Source organism: Acidobacteriota bacterium (assembly GCA_018001935.1).
Lineage (GTDB): Bacteria > Acidobacteriota > JAAYUB01 > JAAYUB01 > JAAYUB01 > JAGNHB01.
This window is the reverse complement of sequence record JAGNHB010000069.1, coordinates 1-16,956: the sequence shown is the minus strand read 5'-3', so window position 1 is coordinate 16,956 and position 16,956 is coordinate 1. Positions and strand designations below refer to the sequence as shown.

13 protein-coding genes are annotated in these 16,956 nt (G+C 67.5%); 5 read left to right on the top strand and 8 right to left on the bottom strand.

All coding sequences use genetic code 11. The annotated features are described in order from the left end of the window. Positions 1-73 precede the first annotated feature (73 nt). Entirely contained in the window at positions 74-1,438 is a 1,365-nt protein-coding gene (gene dnaB, locus KA419_18540) for a replicative DNA helicase (GenBank protein MBP7867932.1), read from the top strand. Here dnaB and KA419_18535 read toward each other — a convergent pair. The 3 genes from KA419_18535 to KA419_18525 form a co-directional block, all read right to left on the bottom strand. Beyond that, positions 1,425-2,447, bottom strand: coding sequence for an energy transducer TonB (locus KA419_18535; protein MBP7867931.1), 1,023 nt, complete (start codon positions 2,445-2,447; stop codon positions 1,425-1,427). The genes dnaB and KA419_18535 overlap by 14 nt on opposite strands. Positions 2,448-2,523: 76 nt before the next feature. Then, the gene (locus tag KA419_18530; protein MBP7867930.1) at positions 2,524-3,813 is read right to left on the bottom strand and encodes an imidazolonepropionase; all 1,290 of its coding nucleotides are present in this window, start codon (positions 3,811-3,813) and stop codon (positions 2,524-2,526) included. 1 nt (position 3,814) lies between these two features. Continuing rightward, positions 3,815-4,144, bottom strand: coding sequence for a hypothetical protein (locus KA419_18525; protein ID MBP7867929.1), 330 nt, complete (start codon positions 4,142-4,144; stop codon positions 3,815-3,817). 65 nt (positions 4,145-4,209) lie between these two features. Between KA419_18525 and KA419_18520 the strand changes: the two genes are divergently transcribed. Together KA419_18520 and KA419_18515 are read left to right on the top strand one after the other, a co-directional pair. Continuing rightward, a complete protein-coding gene (locus tag KA419_18520) occupies positions 4,210-5,349 on the top strand; it encodes an RDD family protein (GenBank protein MBP7867928.1) in 1,140 nt (379 codons plus the stop codon). Positions 5,350-5,353: 4 nt separating this feature from the next. Then, positions 5,354-7,060: a DUF814 domain-containing protein gene (locus KA419_18515; protein ID MBP7867927.1), complete on the top strand. Its 1,707-nt coding sequence runs from the start codon at positions 5,354-5,356 to the stop codon at positions 7,058-7,060. 37 nt (positions 7,061-7,097) lie between these two features. Here the strand turns inward: KA419_18515 and KA419_18510 are convergent, their stop codons facing one another. The 3 genes from KA419_18510 to KA419_18500 all read right to left on the bottom strand — a co-directional run bounded on the left by KA419_18510 (position 7,098) and on the right by KA419_18500 (position 10,848). After that, positions 7,098-8,399: an NTP transferase domain-containing protein gene (locus KA419_18510; protein ID MBP7867926.1), complete on the bottom strand. Its 1,302-nt coding sequence runs from the start codon at positions 8,397-8,399 to the stop codon at positions 7,098-7,100. Positions 8,400-8,458: 59 nt separating this feature from the next. Further along, positions 8,459-9,433 (bottom strand): four helix bundle protein, encoded by a 975-nt coding sequence (locus tag KA419_18505; protein ID MBP7867925.1) that lies wholly within the window; start codon positions 9,431-9,433, stop codon positions 8,459-8,461. 653 nt (positions 9,434-10,086) lie between these two features. Further along, positions 10,087-10,848: a class I SAM-dependent methyltransferase gene (locus KA419_18500; protein ID MBP7867924.1), complete on the bottom strand. Its 762-nt coding sequence runs from the start codon at positions 10,846-10,848 to the stop codon at positions 10,087-10,089. A 540-nt stretch (positions 10,849-11,388) separates the two neighbouring features. Here KA419_18500 and KA419_18495 point away from each other — a divergent pair. Further along, entirely contained in the window at positions 11,389-12,039 is a 651-nt protein-coding gene (locus KA419_18495; GenBank protein MBP7867923.1) for a TetR/AcrR family transcriptional regulator, read from the top strand. A gap of 302 nt (positions 12,040-12,341) precedes the next feature. Further along, positions 12,342-13,763: a B12-binding domain-containing radical SAM protein gene (locus KA419_18490; protein ID MBP7867922.1), complete on the top strand. Its 1,422-nt coding sequence runs from the start codon at positions 12,342-12,344 to the stop codon at positions 13,761-13,763. A 421-nt stretch (positions 13,764-14,184) separates the two neighbouring features. Here the strand turns inward: KA419_18490 and KA419_18485 are convergent, their stop codons facing one another. Both KA419_18485 and KA419_18480 read right to left on the bottom strand, forming a co-directional pair. Then, entirely contained in the window at positions 14,185-15,543 is a 1,359-nt protein-coding gene (locus tag KA419_18485) for a hypothetical protein (GenBank protein ID MBP7867921.1), read from the bottom strand. Between the two features lie 287 nt (positions 15,544-15,830). Beyond that, the gene (locus tag KA419_18480; protein ID MBP7867920.1) at positions 15,831-16,577 is read right to left on the bottom strand and encodes a tetratricopeptide repeat protein; all 747 of its coding nucleotides are present in this window, start codon (positions 16,575-16,577) and stop codon (positions 15,831-15,833) included. Between the last annotated feature and the right edge of the window lie 379 nt (positions 16,578-16,956).

Sequence of the window (16,956 nt, the reverse complement as noted above, 5' to 3'; positions counted from 1 at the left end):
GTATCGTTGCAAGGGACGCGGCTCACGGCCGCGTCCGCTTTTTTTCGGGGCACGATCTTCCGGAGGAACACCCATGAGCAACGACAACGTCCCGACGAAGCCGCTCCCCCAGGACACCGAGACGGAGCGGGCCCTCCTGGGCGCGCTGCTGGTGAACAGCGAACTCATGATCCAGGTGACCGATCTCCTGGCGCCCGACGATTTCTTCCTGGACACCCACGCGAAAGTCTACCAGCACATGGTGCTCCTGTTCCAGAAAGGGGTGCCGGCGGACGAGATCACCCTCAAGGACTCCCTGGACGCCATGGGGCTGAAGGAACTCGTCAGCATCTCCTTCCTGTCGAGCCTGACGGATGGGGCGCCGCGCCTGAAGAACGTCCGCCACTACGCCGAGATCCTGAAGAAGAAATCCCTGCTGCGGAAGCTCATCGACGCGGCGCAGGACATCACGGAGATGGGCTATTCCCAGGACGAGGACGTCCAGACCATCCTGAAGACCGCCGAGACCCGGATCTTCGACATCGCCCAGAGCTATGTCAAGAAGAACTACATCTCCCTGCAGGAAGCCATGATCCAGGCTTACGAGCACCTCACGAAGCTCTACGAGGCCAAGACCAACCTGACGGGGATCCCCACCGGCTACAAGCGCCTCGACTCCCTGACCTGCGGGATGCAGCGCGGCGAACTGATCATCGTGGCGGGGCGGCCCTCCATGGGAAAGACCACCCTGGCCGTCAACATCGCCATGAACGCCGCCCTGTCCGAGGGCGTCAGGGTGGCCGTCTTCTCCCTGGAGATGAGCGCCCGGCAGCTGGCCCTGCGCATCCTGTCCACGGAAGCCCGCATCGACCACCAGCGGGTCCGGAGCGGGTACTTTTCGCGGTCGGACTGGGACCAGATCGGGAAGGCCATGGCCCGGCTCGAGGAAAACGCCCGGGTCTTCATCGACGAGACCGCGGGGCTGTCGATCCTGGAGCTGCAAAGCAAGGCCCGCCGCCTGAAGCGGGAACAGGGCCTCGACCTGGTGGTGGTGGACTACCTGCAGCTGATGACCGCCGACTCCAGCCGTCGCACGGACAACCGCGTCCAGGAGATCAGCGACATCAGCCGGTCGCTGAAGGCGCTGGCCAAGGACCTGGACATCCCCGTGATCGCCCTCTCGCAGCTGAGCCGTTCACCCGAGACCCGCAAGGGCGACCACCGCCCCATGCTCTCGGACCTGCGCGAGTCGGGATCCATCGAGCAGGACGCCGACGTGGTGCTTTTCATCTTCCGGGAAGAGGTCTACGTGAAGGACGACCCGAACCTCCACAACAAGGCCGACGTCATCATCGCCAAGCAGCGCAACGGCCCCGTGGACACGGTCCAGCTCGCCTTCCTGAAGGAGTTCAGCCGTTTCGAGGACCTCGAGTACGTCCCCGCGGCTAGGGAAACTTGATCTCGTTCATCATCCACATCTTGACCGGCACGCCGGCCTTGGTCGCCGGTTTGAACTTCATCGTCTGGATGGCCTGCGCGGCGGCCGCCCCGAACCCCATCCCCGGGGGGGTTTCCAGGAGCACGGAGGTCTGGGCGACGTTCCCGTTCTCGTCCACCAGGTAACGGACCCGGGCCGAACCGGCTCGCCGGGCCTGGACGGCCGCGGCCGGTTTCTTTGCGCTGAACGCGCCCAACGGCGAGGGCCGGGTGGCCTCGGGGTCGGTGTTGGGGACGAGGGCCCCCCGCTGCACGGTCGTCGGCGTGTTGATGGCGACGGCGTCCGGCCGGGGTGCCGTCATGGGGGGGGCCGAGGGCGTCAGCGCCGGCCGGGGCGCCGTGGCGGGCGGGGGCGTGGAGGCGACGGGGGTGGCGGCCGGACGGGGTGCGGGTTGCGCGGCGGCCGCGGTGGCGGCGGGCGTCGAGGCCGCCGGGCGGGGGGTCGCCACGGGCGGGGGCGGCGGCGGGGCAGGCGCTCCCGGGGGCGCGAGGGGCGCCGCGGCGGCGCCGGGAAGGGCGGGCAGGCCCGTCGGGGCGGCGCCGGTGGAGCCGCCGAAGAGGTTGCCGATCTCGGCGGCCCTCGGCGGCGGTTTTGGGGCGTTGGGGTCGGGGGTTTTGTTCTCCGGGGTTTCCGCCGGCACACCGCCTTCGCCGACGCTCTCGGCGGACCCGCCTTCGCCGGTCCCGGCGCCGACGCCCCTCCCGCCGGACATGAAGCTCAAACCGCCCGAGAAGAACAGGATGAACAACAGGGTCACCACGACGACAGCCCCGATCCCGACCCCCAGGTACAGGCCGGTCTTGGACTTTTTCTCCTTGGCGTGGATCTCCGCCAGGCGGGCGGTGATGGGGCCGGTGCTGGCGATCTCGCCCGTGTCCATGCCCTCCCGCTTCTTTTTCAGCAGGCTCGTGGTCGAGGCGGTCTCACCCTCTTTCTTGGATCCCAGGATTGATTTCGGCTCGTCGTTCATGCCCAACCTCCCCAAATCGGTTTCCACTCTGAAGACTTCATTTTACCATCGAACTTGCAAGATATTGTAATCAAAATCACCAGTTCTCGACACAGCCCCACCGGCCGGGGTCCCGGACGGGCCTCCCGTCCTTGAAGGTCTCCACGCAGTGGTTGACCCCGAACAGGTAAGGGATGAGCCGGTAGTCGTCGCAATCCATGACGGTGAAGTCGGCCCGTTTCCCCGCTTCAAGGGTCCCCCGGTCGTGACCGAGCCCCAGCGACCAGGCCCCGTTGACGGTGGCCGCCACCAGCGCTTCCGCGGGGGTCATGCGCATCTGGGTGCAGGCGATGGCCATCACCAACTGGAGGTTCGGCGTGAAGCAGGTCCCGGGGTTGAAGTCGGTGGCCAGGGCGACGGGGACGCCGGCCTCGATGAGCCGCCGCGCCGGGGGGTAGTGCTCCAGCCCGAGGTTGAAGGCGGTGCCGGGGAGAAGCCCCGCGATGGTCCCGGCCTCGGCCATGGCCCGGATGCCGTCGTCGCTGACCCGTTCGAGATGGTCGGCGCTGAGGGCCCCCATCTCCGCCGCCAGTTCGGCGGCACCGACCGGGGCCAGCTCGTCGGCGTGGAGCCGGAGTTTGAGGCCCAGCGCCCGCGCGGCGCCGAAGATCTCCCGCGTCTCGCCCACCGAAAAGAAACCCCGGTCGCAGAAAGCGTCGCAGAACGCCGCCAACCCTTCCCGGGCCACGGCGGGGAGCATCTCGCGGATGATCAGGTCCAGGTAGGGGCGGTGGTTTTCCCGGTACTCGACCGGGTAGGCGTGTGCCCCCAGAAAGGTGGGGACGAGGTCGAGCGGGGTGCGCCCCCGGACGTCCCGGACGGCCCGGAGCAGCTTGAGTTCGCCCTCCAGGCTCAGCCCGTACCCGCTCTTGGCCTCGAGGGTGGTGGTGCCGTGCTCCAGGAAGACGTGCGCGAACCGGACCGCCTGATCCGCGATGGCCGCCTCGTCGGCCTCGGCCACGCGGCGGGCGCTGTTGAGAATCCCTCCGCCCTGGGCGGCGATCTCCTCGTAGGACGCCCCGCGGATGCGGAGTTCGTACTCGGCCTGGCGGGTCCCGTGAAAGACGGGGTGGCTGTGGGAGTCCACGAACCCGGGGAGGACCGTCCAGGGCTTTCCGGAGAGGTCGACGAGGTGATCGACCCTCCCGGCGTCCCGCATGACCTCGTCGGTGGGTCCCACCCTCAGGATGCGTCCCGCCCGAAGCAGGAGAGCGCCGTCTCGAACCTGACCGAGGTCTTCCATCCCGGGGCCGCGGCGGGGGTGGTCCCCGCCGCGCAGGGTGAGCAGCCGGGCGGCGTGGATGACGGCGGTGACGCGTTCTCCCATGTCAGGGCCTCCTCCGGACGTAGTCGAAGAACCCGAACAGACGGTCGAGGTTGGGGCCGCGGATCACCACGAGCTTCTCCATGTCGGCCGCGCAGGCCAGCAGGCCTTCCCGGTACTCGGCCCGGCTCAGGCTCCCGTCGGCCAGTTCCCGGCGCACCCGGGCGAAACGCTGGCGGACGACGTCGGGGTCGATGTCGGGGTGAAGTTTCTCCTGGAGGGTCCGTTCCACGATGTACTCCAGGAATTCAACGTCCCAGAGTCGAAAGGCGAGGTAACTCGCCGCGAAGAGCAGGATGATGACGGCCAGGGGTATGTAAAATCTTCGGTTCATTTCCTTGACCCGATGGGCGGGATCTGCTATATTTTACCCGACTGCAGGCTGTTTTCAACGCGAAGATGAACAAAAACAAAGACCAGAATCTTCTGCAGTTCCCGTCAGCCCTCAACGTCGAGCCCGGGGGAAAGGCGGAGGTCCGCCCCGTCGAGAACCCCGACGAGCCCGACTGGAAGCGGGAAGTCGCCCGGAAGGTCCAGGAGCACCAGCAGCGGAAGAAGGCCAAGGAAGGCCTCGAAAACCTCAAGCGCCTGGACGAGCTTTCCGGGTCGGGCATCTCCGAGGCCGACCGGCAATCCATCCACGACCGCTTTGCCAGCAAGGCGGAACCGGAGGATGTTCTCGGACTTCAGAGCCAATTGATGGCGGAGCGTTTCACCGCCCGCAAGCCGACCCCCATCCCGGCGTTCATGCCCCAGGGGCAGCAGGAGGAGATCGTGGTGGAGCCGCCGCCCGTGCCTGCCCCGAATCCGCCCCTGCCGCCTCCCGAGCGTGACCAGATCACCGACAAGCAGCTTCGGGACCGGCTCATCGAGTCCCACCAGCAGATCTTCCGGGACCCCGATTTCCCCGGGGGGGAGGAGCCCAAGGTCCCGCCGCGCGAACCGCCGAAGGAACCGTCCTTCGACCGGGTCGCCCTAAACCGCACCCCGCCGGCGCCCGTGCCCGTCGAGTTCGTTCCCGTGGACAAGGTCCCCGAAGACGAGGTGACCCGGGAGGATTACTCCCTTTCACTCAACGAGATCCTCGAGCGCCGCCGCCACCGCAAGCCGGCAGCCAGGCCCACCTCCGCCGTGGACCGCACCATTCTGCTCAGCCGGCTGCTCTCCGGGCTCATCGACCTCGTGGTGGTCCTGGGGCTCTCCGTGGGGTTCCTGGTCATGGTGTCCCTGTTCACCACCGCGCCGCTGTTGTCGGTGCGCATGGGGATGTTGCTCGGCGGGTTGTTCGTGATGGTGTTCTACATCTACGGGATCTTCTTCCTGTCCACCTCCGGGCAGACCCTCGGGATGCTGGCCGTGGGCGTGCAGCTCATCCAGGGGCACCGGCAGCGGATGACCCCCGCCGGCGCCCTGGTCCGGATCTCGGCCTATCTCCTCTCCATCGCCTGCGGTTTCCTGGGCCTCCTGTGGGGGGTCTTCGACCGCGAGGCCCGCTGCTGGCAGGACATCCTCTCCGACTCCCGGGTGGTCCGGTCCTGACCCGTTGCTCGAAGATCTCCACCTTCACCACCTGGCCCCGGAACTGAGCCGACGGCTCGAGGGCCGCGTCGTCTTCGCCGTCGAACGGGGGGAGGCCTCGCGGTTCCGTTTCCGCTTCGCCGGGACCCGGGACACCCTGCAGGTCTCGCTCCACTCCCGCTTCCCCTTCGCCCTAGCCGGCGCGGAGGCGGGACTCCCCGCCCCGACGGAGTGGCGCCCCGCCGGGCCTCTCGCCGATCAACTGGAAGGGCTCGCCGTCGAGGGCGTCGACAAGGTGGACGACGACCGGGCGTTCCGGGTGCGGCTCCGGGGCCCGGGACGGCGGGGTGTGCTGTTGATCCTGCTCAAACCGGTCTCCCCGGCCCTGGTCCTGCTGGACGAGGACGGGGTGACCCGGTGCGTCGTCGACCCCGGCGACAAGAACCGTTTCGTGACCGGCGGGCCGTTCCCCCTGCCGGGGCGCCCCCCCCGGCCCTTCCCCGCCGCCCCCGCCCTGGCCCCGATCCTGGCGCGGTGCGAAGCCGCGGACCTCGCTCGCCGCCTGCCCCGCGAGTTCCGGGGGTTGGGGGCCACCCTCACCGAAGAGTGCCTGGCCGTGCTCCCGGGGAACACCGCGGACGTCGCCCGGGCGATCGAGAACCGGGTCGCGGCGGCCTACCAGCCTTCCGACCGCTTTCACCTGTATCGCCGCGAATCCCGCCCGGCCGGGGACTTCCGCCTGGACCCCCGCCGGGACTTCCGGCTTTCGCCCGTTGCCCTCGAGGGCCGGGCCGGCTGGCCGTGCGAAACCTTCCCCGCCATGGCGGAAGCCCTCGCGGCCTGGTTGGGGTACACCCTCGCCCACGACCGCTTCACCGCGGCCCGGCACCGGCTGTCGACGCGCCTGGCGGGACGCTTGGCCACGGCCGGGAAACGGGTCTTCTCCCTGGAGTCCCAGGCCCGTTCCGCGGAAGATCCCACTGGGTTCCGGAAGCAGGCCGAGATCCTGCTGGTGAACCTCCACCGCTACGGGGCCGCCTGGCGGGGCAACGCCGTCCGTCTCCCCGACCTCTACGACCCCGCGGGCGCCGAGATCGAGATCCCCCTCCAGCCGGACCGCGGGCTCAAGGAGAACGCCGACCTCCTGTTCCGCCGTTACCGGAAGGCCGCCATCGCCCGGGAAACCCTCCCGCGCCTGCTGGAGAAGGCCCGTGAGCGCCTGGAGTTGCTGGAGGGGACGGCGGCCCGACTGGGCGACGCCTGGACGTCGGAGGCGCTGGCAGCGGTCGAGGCCGCCCTGCCCGGGGAGCACCCCCCCGCCGCGGGGAAAGGCCGCCGGGACCGCCCGACGGGGCGCAAGCCAGACTTCCGCTTCTTCACCACCACCGAGGGGCACCGGGTGCTGGTGGGAAAGAACGCGGCCGACAACGACCGTCTCAGCTTCCGGACGGCCCGCCCCGACGACTACTGGTTCCACGCGGCCGATTACGCCGGTTCCCACGTGGTCCTGGAGTGGGGCCGAAAGAACGACGCGCCCCAGTCGGAACTTCTCGAGGCCGCGGCCGTGGCCGCCTGGTTTTCGGGCGCACGGAAGGCAGACCGCGTGGACGTCCGCTGCACGCGCTGCAAGTACGTGCGGAAGATCAAGGGGAAAGCCGGCCTGGTCTCCCTCGCCCATTTCGCCACCCTGCGGGTCCGCCCGGAACTCCCGTCCGCTGCCGACCCCGAATAATCCCTTCACCGGGCAGGATTTCCGCAAGCCGGTCAGATCACAGCACCGTATCCCGGGCCACCACCACCACGTAGTCGTCAGTGCCGGCGATGTCCACGGTCCGGAGGCCGCGGCGCTCGTCCTCCGCCCGGTCGTAGCCGATAACGGTGTCCTCCCGGAGGGTCACGTTCCGGTCGATGATGGCGTTGCGCACCCGGCAGCGCCGGCCGATGAAGGTCTCCAGCGCCTTCTCCTTGTAGATGGTTCCGCCGAACAGGACCGAATGCTCCACGAGGGCGTGCTCGTGCAGGATGGTGCCGGCGCTCACGACGCTGGTCCGCACCTGGCCGCCCCGGATGTAGACGCCCTCGGCGACGATGGAGTTGAGGGCCATGCCCGGCTCCGCCCCCTCCTTGTGAACGAACTTCGCCGGGGGGAAGAAAGTGGGGCAGCGGAAGAAGGGCCAGCGCTCCCCGTAGAGGGAGAAGGGCGGGTTCGGCGAGACCAGGTCGATGTTGGCCTGCCAGTAGGAGTCGAGGGTCCCCACGTCGCGCCAGTAGCCGGCGTCCTCGGTGGCCTGGAGTTCCTTGGTGCGCCGGCCGTCGCGGAAGACCGCCACGTGGTCGTCGATCCGGTTGAGACGCGAGAAATCGAAGGCGTAGACGGGTTCGCCCGCCGTCACCATGGCGGGGATGACGTCCTTGCCGAAGTCGGTCAGGTCGTTGTCGAGCCAGCGGCGGAGGGTCTCGCTCTCGAAGACGTAAATCCCCATGGAGGCCAGGCAGTCGTCGGTGCCGGGGATGCACTTGGGGCTCGCGGGCTTTTCCTCGAAACCCACGATCCGGCCCTCGGGGTCCACCTCCAGCACGCCGTAGCTGCCGGCCGCCACGGCGGCGGGGACCCGGATCACGGAGACCGTCAGCCCCGCCCCCATCTCCTCGTGGTAGGCGCGGAGACGCCGGTAGTCCATCTTGTAGATGTGGTCCCCGGCCAGGACCACCACCTGGTCGGCCGCGGTGCTGTCGATGAAGCCGAGGTTCTGGCGGAGGGCGTCGGCCGTCCCCTTGTACCACTGGTTCCCCATCTGCATCTGGGCGGGGATCTCCTGGATGAACTCGTCCAGGCGCCGGGAGAGGAAGTTGAAGCCGGTGGAGAGGTGCCGGCTGAGGGAGTGGGACTTGTACTGGGTGAGGACGATGATCTGCCGGATCTCCGAGTTGATGCAGTTGCTGAGCGTGAAGTCGATGATCCGGAAGATGGCCCCGAAGGGGACCGCGGGTTTCGCCCGGACGTCGGTGAGGGGGCGCAGCCGCTCGCCCATCCCGCCCGCCATGACGACCGCCATTGCTTTTTTCGGCATCTCTGTTCCTCCCTGCTGATGGTCGTGGCACTCAGAACGAACCGCAATTTGAACCCATTTTACCTCAGGTGCTTCGCTCGCCGAAGAAAAATCCGCGCCCCGCTTCGACCGCGGGGCGCGGGTGGGGTCCGGCACCGCCGCGAGCGCGTGCAGCGATGGCCCGGTTCCGCGCGTCCGCCCTGGTCCGCACGGGGCTGACCCGGCTGCCAACCAGCCTTCCCCGGCGCCTCCGGCGGGGCGTCGGGGTCGGGGTAGATTTCGGGATGGGCTTTGTGCAGAATCCGGGCCAGCTCGAGCTGGAACGTCGCGGTGCGGTTCCGGGCGTCGTATTGGCGGCGCGTCCGGTCGTCGAGGTGTCGCGGACCTTTGATGTCGGTGTTCTGCAGGTGGTCCGCCCAGGCACGGATCTGACGGGAGCAGCTCTCGGCAAGAGACTTGAGATTTGGAATCTCAGATCTCGGATCTGAAATCTCAAATCCCGGATTTGGAATCCCAGGTTCCTGATCTGAACCCGCAGGCCTCGGGTTCGCCGTCTCAGGCCGCGGTTCAGAATTCCCGTATTCCGGGCCTGAGGTCCGGGACTCACCCTGCATCGGGCTCGGAAGATCAGACCTCCCCGACGGGGGCTGCGGCGATTGGAGGCCTGCTGCCGCCTCCGCAGGGTCGGGCGGATGGAGACCTGCTGCCGCCTCCGCGGGGCCCGGGGGGCGTGGGGAACGCGTCCGTCCGCGGAGGTCGGGAACGCTCGTGTTCCACGGAGGGGTGTCCAGCAGCCGCTCCGCGAAACAGAGCATGGAACGGACCTCGCCGGCGGAGCCGCGGGCGATGTACAGAAACGCGAGGAGTTCGTTGGTGGAGCCGCGTTCAAACCCCTCAGCGACGTTGTTGGAAATCGACAGCGCGGCGCGGCGAAGCTGGTCGCGGAGGTCGCCCGACTGGTTGAAGAAGCGGTCGCGGGTAAGCGCGTAAACCCGCCGGGCGAGGTCGATGGCCGTCCGCCACACGGGAAGGTCCTCGAATCGCTCGTATTTCATCCGGGCGCCTCCGGGCGTGGAAGTTGAGTCAATGGCCCCCCCTGAGCTTCCCTGGTCCCCACCCGCGAACCCAACCTCGCCGGCCATCACACGGGGTTCGCCCAGGTCTTCCCGCATCTCCTCCGGCAAGCGAGGGATTGCATCCTCTTTCAAACGCCAAAATAGTGATCGTTTGACTCGTCGCGTCTCACTGCATCGTCTTCAGTCTGCGGTAGAATTGTCAATAACGACTTCCCCGCAAAAAGTACCATCACCCTCCGGGTTATGGCTCAAACAAAGGCCTTAAAGACACTTTACCGCTCGTTTTCCGACTTTTTGCGAGTTCATCAACAATTATCGCTTTGGATTGTCTCATCTGTCAACCCTTTCCTGTCAGGAAGAAAGATGATCATGCGGATCTGATTTGAAATCTGAAATTTGAAATTTGAGATCTGAGATTTGAGATCTGCAATTTGCAATTTGAAATCTCAGATTTCAGATTGCTTGAGTTCCTGCTCCCCGCAGGCCCGGTCTTACAGGCCAGCGGCGGCGGGCACGGCAGGGCTGCCAGGCTCGGTCGCCCCGCGGGCGGCAAGGCCCCTCCGCGTCGCCCCGCGGGCGGCAGGGCGCTGCGAGCGGCAACACGGCAGAGATGACCCCGGGCCCCGGGCCGGTCAGCCTTTCTCCGCCACGGCCAGGATCTCGAAGTCGTCGGGGGTGAGCGGGTCCGTGCGGCTGAAGGCGCCGAGCCGGCAGCCGTGCAGGCTCACGGCGGCGAAGCCGGCCGATTTCAGCAGCCAGGCGATCTCGGGCGGCGTGTAGTAACGCTCGTTGCAGCGGATCGTCCGGGGTCGGCCGTCGTCGTCGGGGATCTGGATGGTGTTGGTTTCCCGGAAGGTCAGGAGGTCGAAGCTGAGGTCCGTCACGTGGCCGGACACGGCGGCCTGGTTCAGGAAGTCCTTCACGGAGTGAAAGAGCGGGAAGAGGGCGTTCAGGGTGGTCATGACGAGCTTCCCGCCGGGGCGCAGGGCCCGGGCGGCGCAGCGCAGGACCTCGAAATTCTTCTCGTCGGATTCCTGCAAGGAAAAAGCGCCCTCGCAGAGCATGAGAGCGAAGTCGAAGGCGGCGTCGAAATCGAGGGCGGCCGCGTCCCGGCGAAGGAGCGTGACCTCGACCCCGGCCTCCCGGGCTTTCTCCCGGGCCCGGGCCAGCTGGGACTCCGACAGGTCCACCCCCGTGACGACGTAGCCGCGCCGGGCCAGTTCGACGGCGTGGCGCCCCGTCCCGCAACCGATGTCCAAGACGGCCTTTCCCCGGTCGAAGCCCAGCTCCTTCTCGAGGAAGTCCACTTCCCCCACCGTCCCCTGGGTGAACGACTCGGAGTCGTACGTCCGGGCGTAATTCTCGAAAAGCGTCTCGTACCACTGCTTTTCCATTGATCCTCCCTGACACGCTCTTGCGCCGTCCGGCCGGAACCGCTCCGCGTCGGCCGGCGGGCCGTCCGCATTGTAACCCCAAACCGGCCCATCCGGACCCGGGAAATCACCCCGGGTTCGCTCCACGGATATGGGGAACTCCGGCGAACCACGTTTCCCCGAACCGGTTCGGGAGTGTTTTGACCGCGCCGCGCAGGCTTCCGGAGCGGCGCGGGGAGAGTGACGGTGGGCGGAGACCCGGCACTCCGGGAGCGGTGCGCCCTCTGGTGACCTTGCGTCCTCCGCGATGGTGAGGCGATCCCCTTCCAACGGCGCTCCGGCGGCCTGCGCGCCTTGCTCTTGGGGCTTGTTGAAAAGCGGGGCGCCATCTCGGGCCGGCGGCGCGCGGGGCGGGGGAAACGTGGCCCCCCCAAGCTACCAACATTTCACCCACGGAGTGAGGACGCTGCGGCGATCGACGCCCGAAGGCGAAAAAAATTTCTTGCATTGTCGAGTTTGCAGCGTTATACTGAATTTGATTCAGAGATTGAAAGGTGTTACATGGGAACGAAGGAAAGACGGCAGCGGGAGGCGGAAAATCGCCGGAAGGACATCCTGGACGCCGCCCGGAAACTGTTCTGGGAGAACGGATTTTCCGGGACGTCCATCCCCGGGATCGCCCGGGAGGCGGAACTGGCGCCGGGGACGCTCTACCTCTACTTCCCCGGGAAGGAGGCGCTCTACGTGGAACTGCTGCTGGAGGGCTACGCCATCCTGCACGCGCGCCTCGCCGCGGCCGCCCGCCGCAGGGGCAGCCCCCGGAACCGGGCCCTGGCCGTCCTCGACGTCTTCCTGGGGTTCGCCCGGGAGTACCCCGCGTACTACGACATCATCTTCTTCCTGGTCCAGCGGGAGCGCAGCGGGGGCTGGGAGGGCAACTTCCCCGGGGAGGCGGTGGCCCGGGTGCGGCAGGTGGAGACCGCCTGCAAGGCCATCGCCGGGGAGGCGTTGTCCGGCCTGGGGGTCCCCCCGGAACGGCTCCCCGAGACCCTGGAGGCGGTGTGGAGCATGCTCTCGGGCGTGATCTTCCACTTCGGGTCCGACCCGGGCGGGAAACGCGTCCTGGACCGGGCCCGGGAACTGCTCGTCACCGCCCTGGCCGCCGAGGCCGCGGAAGGATCCGGAGCAAGGAGCTCGTCAAGTGAACGTTGATGCCCTCGGAAAAAGCCCGGATCTTGATCTCACAGAGGCACGGAGAAGAACCATAATGCAAGTTTTTCCAATGAAATACCAACTGCATTTCCCCGTGCCTCCGAGCCTCTGTGAGCGGAAAAGACTTTGGGCGGGGATGCCAGCGTTTACCCGGAGTTGGTTTTTGCGTGTCCAGTGGTCAAAACCCGAGGGAATCCCGGAACACGCAGAATACGCAGAACGGGGTTCCGGGCCCCTGCGTTGATTTTTTTGACATTTGACTGAATGTTGTTCAGTAAATGAATTTAAGACAGGAGGTCACCATGAACATCAAGCTGATCCTGCCCGCCACGCCGGCATACCGGGTCACGCCGGACTCGCGGAGCGTCCCGCGCCGGGCCATGCTGCGCTTCTCCGTCCTCCCCCTCACCACCGTCGCGGCCCTGACGCCCCCGGAACACGCCGTGGAACTGGTGGACGAGAACGTCCGTCCCCTGGACTTCGACGCCCCGTGCGACCTGGCAGCGGTCTCCTTCATGACCGCCTACGCCCCGCGGGCCTTCGAGATCGCCCGGGAATTCCGAAAGCGCGGGGTGACCACCGTGGCGGGCGGGTTTCACCCGAGCTTCTGCCCCGACGAGACCCTCGGGCACTTCGACGTCGTGGTGCAGGGCGACGCCGAGGGCCTCTGGCCCCGGGTGGTCGACGACGTGGCCGCCGGGCGGCCGCAGCGCCTTTACCGCCACGACGCGCCCCCCGATCTGGCCCTCTCGCCGCCGCCCCGCCGGGACCTCACGGCGCCGTGGGGAAAGCACTACGCCACCCTTTTCGCCGTGCAGACCGGCCGCGGCTGCGCCCACGGCTGCCGCTTCTGCTCCATCACCGCCTTCCACGGCGGGACCTTCCGCCGGAAGCCGCTGGAGAACGTCCTGGCGGAGATCCGTTCCGCGCCCCGCAACTTCATGTTCGTGGACGACAACCTCATCGCCGACCCCGCTTTCGCCCGGGAACTCTTCACCGCCATGATCCCGCTGAAAAAGCATTGGGTCAGCCAGTGCACCCTTCGCCTGGCCGACGACCCCGAGCTGCTCGCCCTGGCGAAGCGGGCCGGGTGCGTGGGAATTTTCGTCGGGTTGGAATCCATCACGGCGGAGAACCTGGCGGACGTGGGGAAAGGGGTCAACCTCGAGGGGGACAGCCTTGCGCGGATCCGGGCCATCCGGAAGGCCGGCATCGGCGTCCAGGCGGCGGTGATCGTGGGCCTCGACCACGACGACGTCACGGTTTTCCGCCGCACCCTGGACTTCCTTCGCCGCGCCCGCCTCGACGCCCTCCAGCTCTCCATCCTGACGCCGCTGCCCGGGACACCCCTCTACGACGACTTCAAGGCGGCCGGCCGGATGCGGGATTCCGATTGGGCGCACTACGATTTCCGGCACACGGTCTTCGAGCCGGCGCGCATGGCGGCGGAGCAGCTCCAGGCGGGCGCCGACTGGCTTTACCGGGAGTTCTACCGCCTCGACCGCGTGCTGCTCCGGTCCTGGCGGGCCCTGCTCCTCGGCGGCCCCGCCGCGGCGGTCTTCTGCCTCCGCCTGAACCTGACCTACCGCTACGACAATGTCCGGGAGCACATCCGCGGCGTCGATCCGGCGGTGGCGGAAGCCCGGCGGGTCGCCCCGCGCCGGCGGCGCCCCCTGAGATTCCTCCGGGAACGCCTCGCGGTGTTCGTCCCGGAGCGGTGGTGAGCGAAGGGGCTCGAAAAACGGGTGAAGGCCCCGCAACACCCAGGCAAGAAAGGACTAAAGGACCTAAAGGACCAAAGGGACCAAAAGGACAGCCAGAGCCGAAGACCGCAAGACCTCCAGGGCGGCCAGAGCCGAAGACCGCAAGACCGCAAGGGCAGCCGGAGCGGGAAGGCCGAAAGAGTCTCACGGATCCCTGGAACCTCACGGATCTCCGGGATCTCCGGGATCTCAGGGGTCTCAGGGATCTCAGGGGTCTCAGGGATCTCAGGGATCTCAGGGGTCTCAGGGGTCTCAGGAACGGGGCGCCGTGAAATGCCCCATCATCCCATGCGTCCTTTTGGTCCCTTTGGTCCTTTTGGTCCTTCTGGTCCTTTGTCCCTGGGGCCGTCCAGGTTCACGGGAGGCCCCCCCTGGCCGCGGCCTACCGGTAATTCCACAGCCGCACGCCCCAGACGTAGCGCCGTCCGGCGAACTCGCTGGCGCCGACCAGCACCTCCCAGGAGGGCGAATACATGAGGTCCTCCGGCCCGAAGACCCACTTCCAGGAAGACACTCCCGTCCCGACCCCCGCCCGCCGGAGGTACCCGTTCCCCCCCGGCGAGGTGGAGACCCACAGGCTCCCCCCGACAAAGACGGCGCCCTGGACCTCCTTCTCCTGGTTGAACCAGGCCGACACCGGCTTCACGACGCCCTGGGCGTCCGTCCGCAGCTGGTCGGGGACGGTCCCGCCGGTGGGCCAGACCACCGTCTTCCCCGTGAAGCCGGTGGACCACTCCCCCGACACCAGGCAGGGGGCCCCGCCGCTGATGCTGCGCAGCACCGAGACGTAGGAGAAGCGCAGGTAGCAGGACCCCGGCGCCAGGGTGTACGCGCCGGTCTGGGGCAGGATGTACTTGTACCCGAAGGCGCTGTAGCGGCCCGTTTCGGGGACGTAGCCCACGCGCCCCGAATCGAAGGCGTTGACGGTGAAGAGGTGCCCGAGGTCGAAGACCCGGAAACCGCCGCCGACGGAGTCGGCCACGTAGAGCGTGTTGCCCAGCCAGGCGATCCCGCCGGCGTGGATGGCCACGGGCCTGAAGTTCATCCGGCGCGTCACCGGGTCAGTGAAGGGTTCCACCAGAAGAACGTGGCGGTAGCGGGCAAACTTGTCCGCCAGGATGCGGCTGATGTCCACGAAGGAGACCCGGGAGCCCTGGTTGTCCTTGTGGTACCAACTGACGGCCACCAGGGTCTTTGCGCCGAGCAGGCCCGAGGGAAAGGCATCGAGGGTCCCGCTCACCCCCTGGGGCATCCAGCGGGTGTCAGAAAAATCCGCGGGGTCCCAGCGGAAGGCGAAGAGCTTGTCCCTCAACTCGGAAAGCTCCGGTGCGTTGAGGGTGAGGGGCGCCGTCCGGTCGGTGTCCGCCGCCACCTGCTCCACGGTCCGGCGGCACAGGTAACGCCCCATCACCTGGGTGACGAGCCGGGCGTGATCGGTGACCTGCCGCTTCAGGGCAAAGGGCTCGGGGGAGATCCACTTCAGCCCGCCGTGCTCCTTCAGCCCCTCGGTGGAGGGGCAGCCGGATGCGGTCATCAAGGCGGGATCCGCCCCCGTCTCGTCCCCGGCCGGTTCCTCGCCGCACGACGACGTCTCGTGAGGGTCCGCCGAACAGGGCCGTACTTCGTTCTCCGCCGGCCGGGCGGGCGGCTCCTCCCCCGGTCCCGCGGGACCACCCCCGGCCACGACGGACACGGCGGTGAACAGGGTGATGACGAACAGCGTTGCGAAGCGCTTTCTCATGGCGTCCTCCTCCGAAACGTTTTCCCCGGGCGCAGCGGGGCGCGAAAAACCCCGGAAGGGCCGCGGGGGGATCTCGATTCTTATCCGATTCTGAAGGGGAACGGGGGAAGGGTCAACCCGGTGGATTCTCAGTTTTGGCGGGTCAATTCTCAGGGTGGGGAGGAAACCACAAAAAAACGGCGCCGTCGCCGGCGCCGCCAGGGGTTGTGCATTCTCTCAATTCTTTCAGGGGTTCCGGGACGGCCGGACCGGGGCTCCTTCCGGGACGGCCGGCGCAGGGGGTGCGCTCACATCTTCGCCAGCGACTCGCCCACCAGCGACTGGAAGCGGGCGTCCCCGCGCAGGTTCGCGAACGCCTTGTCGCTGCGCAGGTTCCGGAGGTCGTCGTACCCGGCCTTGACGCACTTCTCGAGGAAGGCGAGCGCCTTCTCGGCGTCCCCCGACTGCATGTACAGCCTGGCAATGCAGTAGTACTGCTCGGCCAGCCGGTCGCTGGAGATCCCGACCGTCAGCCCCTCCTGGCGCTTCGTGAAGAAGTCGGGGTCGGTCCTGAAGATGGTTTCCATGGCCTGCCGGCCGCGCTCGAAACGGCCGGCGGTGAAGCAGGTGTTCGCCAGGTTGTAAAGGCAGGTCAGGTCTTTCGGGTCCCGCTCCAGGCCCTTCTCGTACCAGCGGACGGCCGCGGGGTAGTCCTTCCGCAGGTGGCAGAGGCTGCCCATGTTGTTGTAGGGGTAGGCGCTCGCCGGGTCGAGCTTGATGGCCTTCCGCAACCAGGACGCCGCGCCGGCGAAGTCCGTCTTCTGCATGCAGACGACACCGTTCAGGTTGGCCACCGCGGCGTTGCCGGGCTCCAGGCGACCGGCTTCCTTGAGCAGGGCCAGGGCTTCGGGGTAGTGCTTCAGGGCGATCTGGATCTTGGCCTTTTCCACCAGGTCGGCCACCGACGGACCGTCGGCGCCGGACGGCAGCCCGAAGGAGAAGGTGAAGACCGCCGCAAGGGCGATGACCGTCAGGGAAATACGCAGCTTGGACATGGGACCTCCTTGTATGACTCGAAATATTCGCGGGATTTCTCCGGCCGTTTCAGGATGTCGCCTGAGCCGTTTTCCATCCTACGAGTCGAGTCTATCGCCACTCGGACGGCCCGGGAACTGTGAAAGACGTCGGAATATCGGAGGGGCGGGCGAGGAAGGGTGGTCTCTCATAATGATCACAAAACATGGGTATTACCAAAACTCAGGAGCCGGGCCGGTGACCGGTTCACCGATAAAATCGTCCGGTGGGGGGGAAAAGGGAAAAGCAGGAAGGGACAAAGGGACCAAAAGGACCAAAAGGACTTAAGGGACAGAAGGAGGCCAAGGGGACGGGGGAGGCGGGGGAGGCGGGCGAAGGGCGGCAGGGCCAGGGGCACGG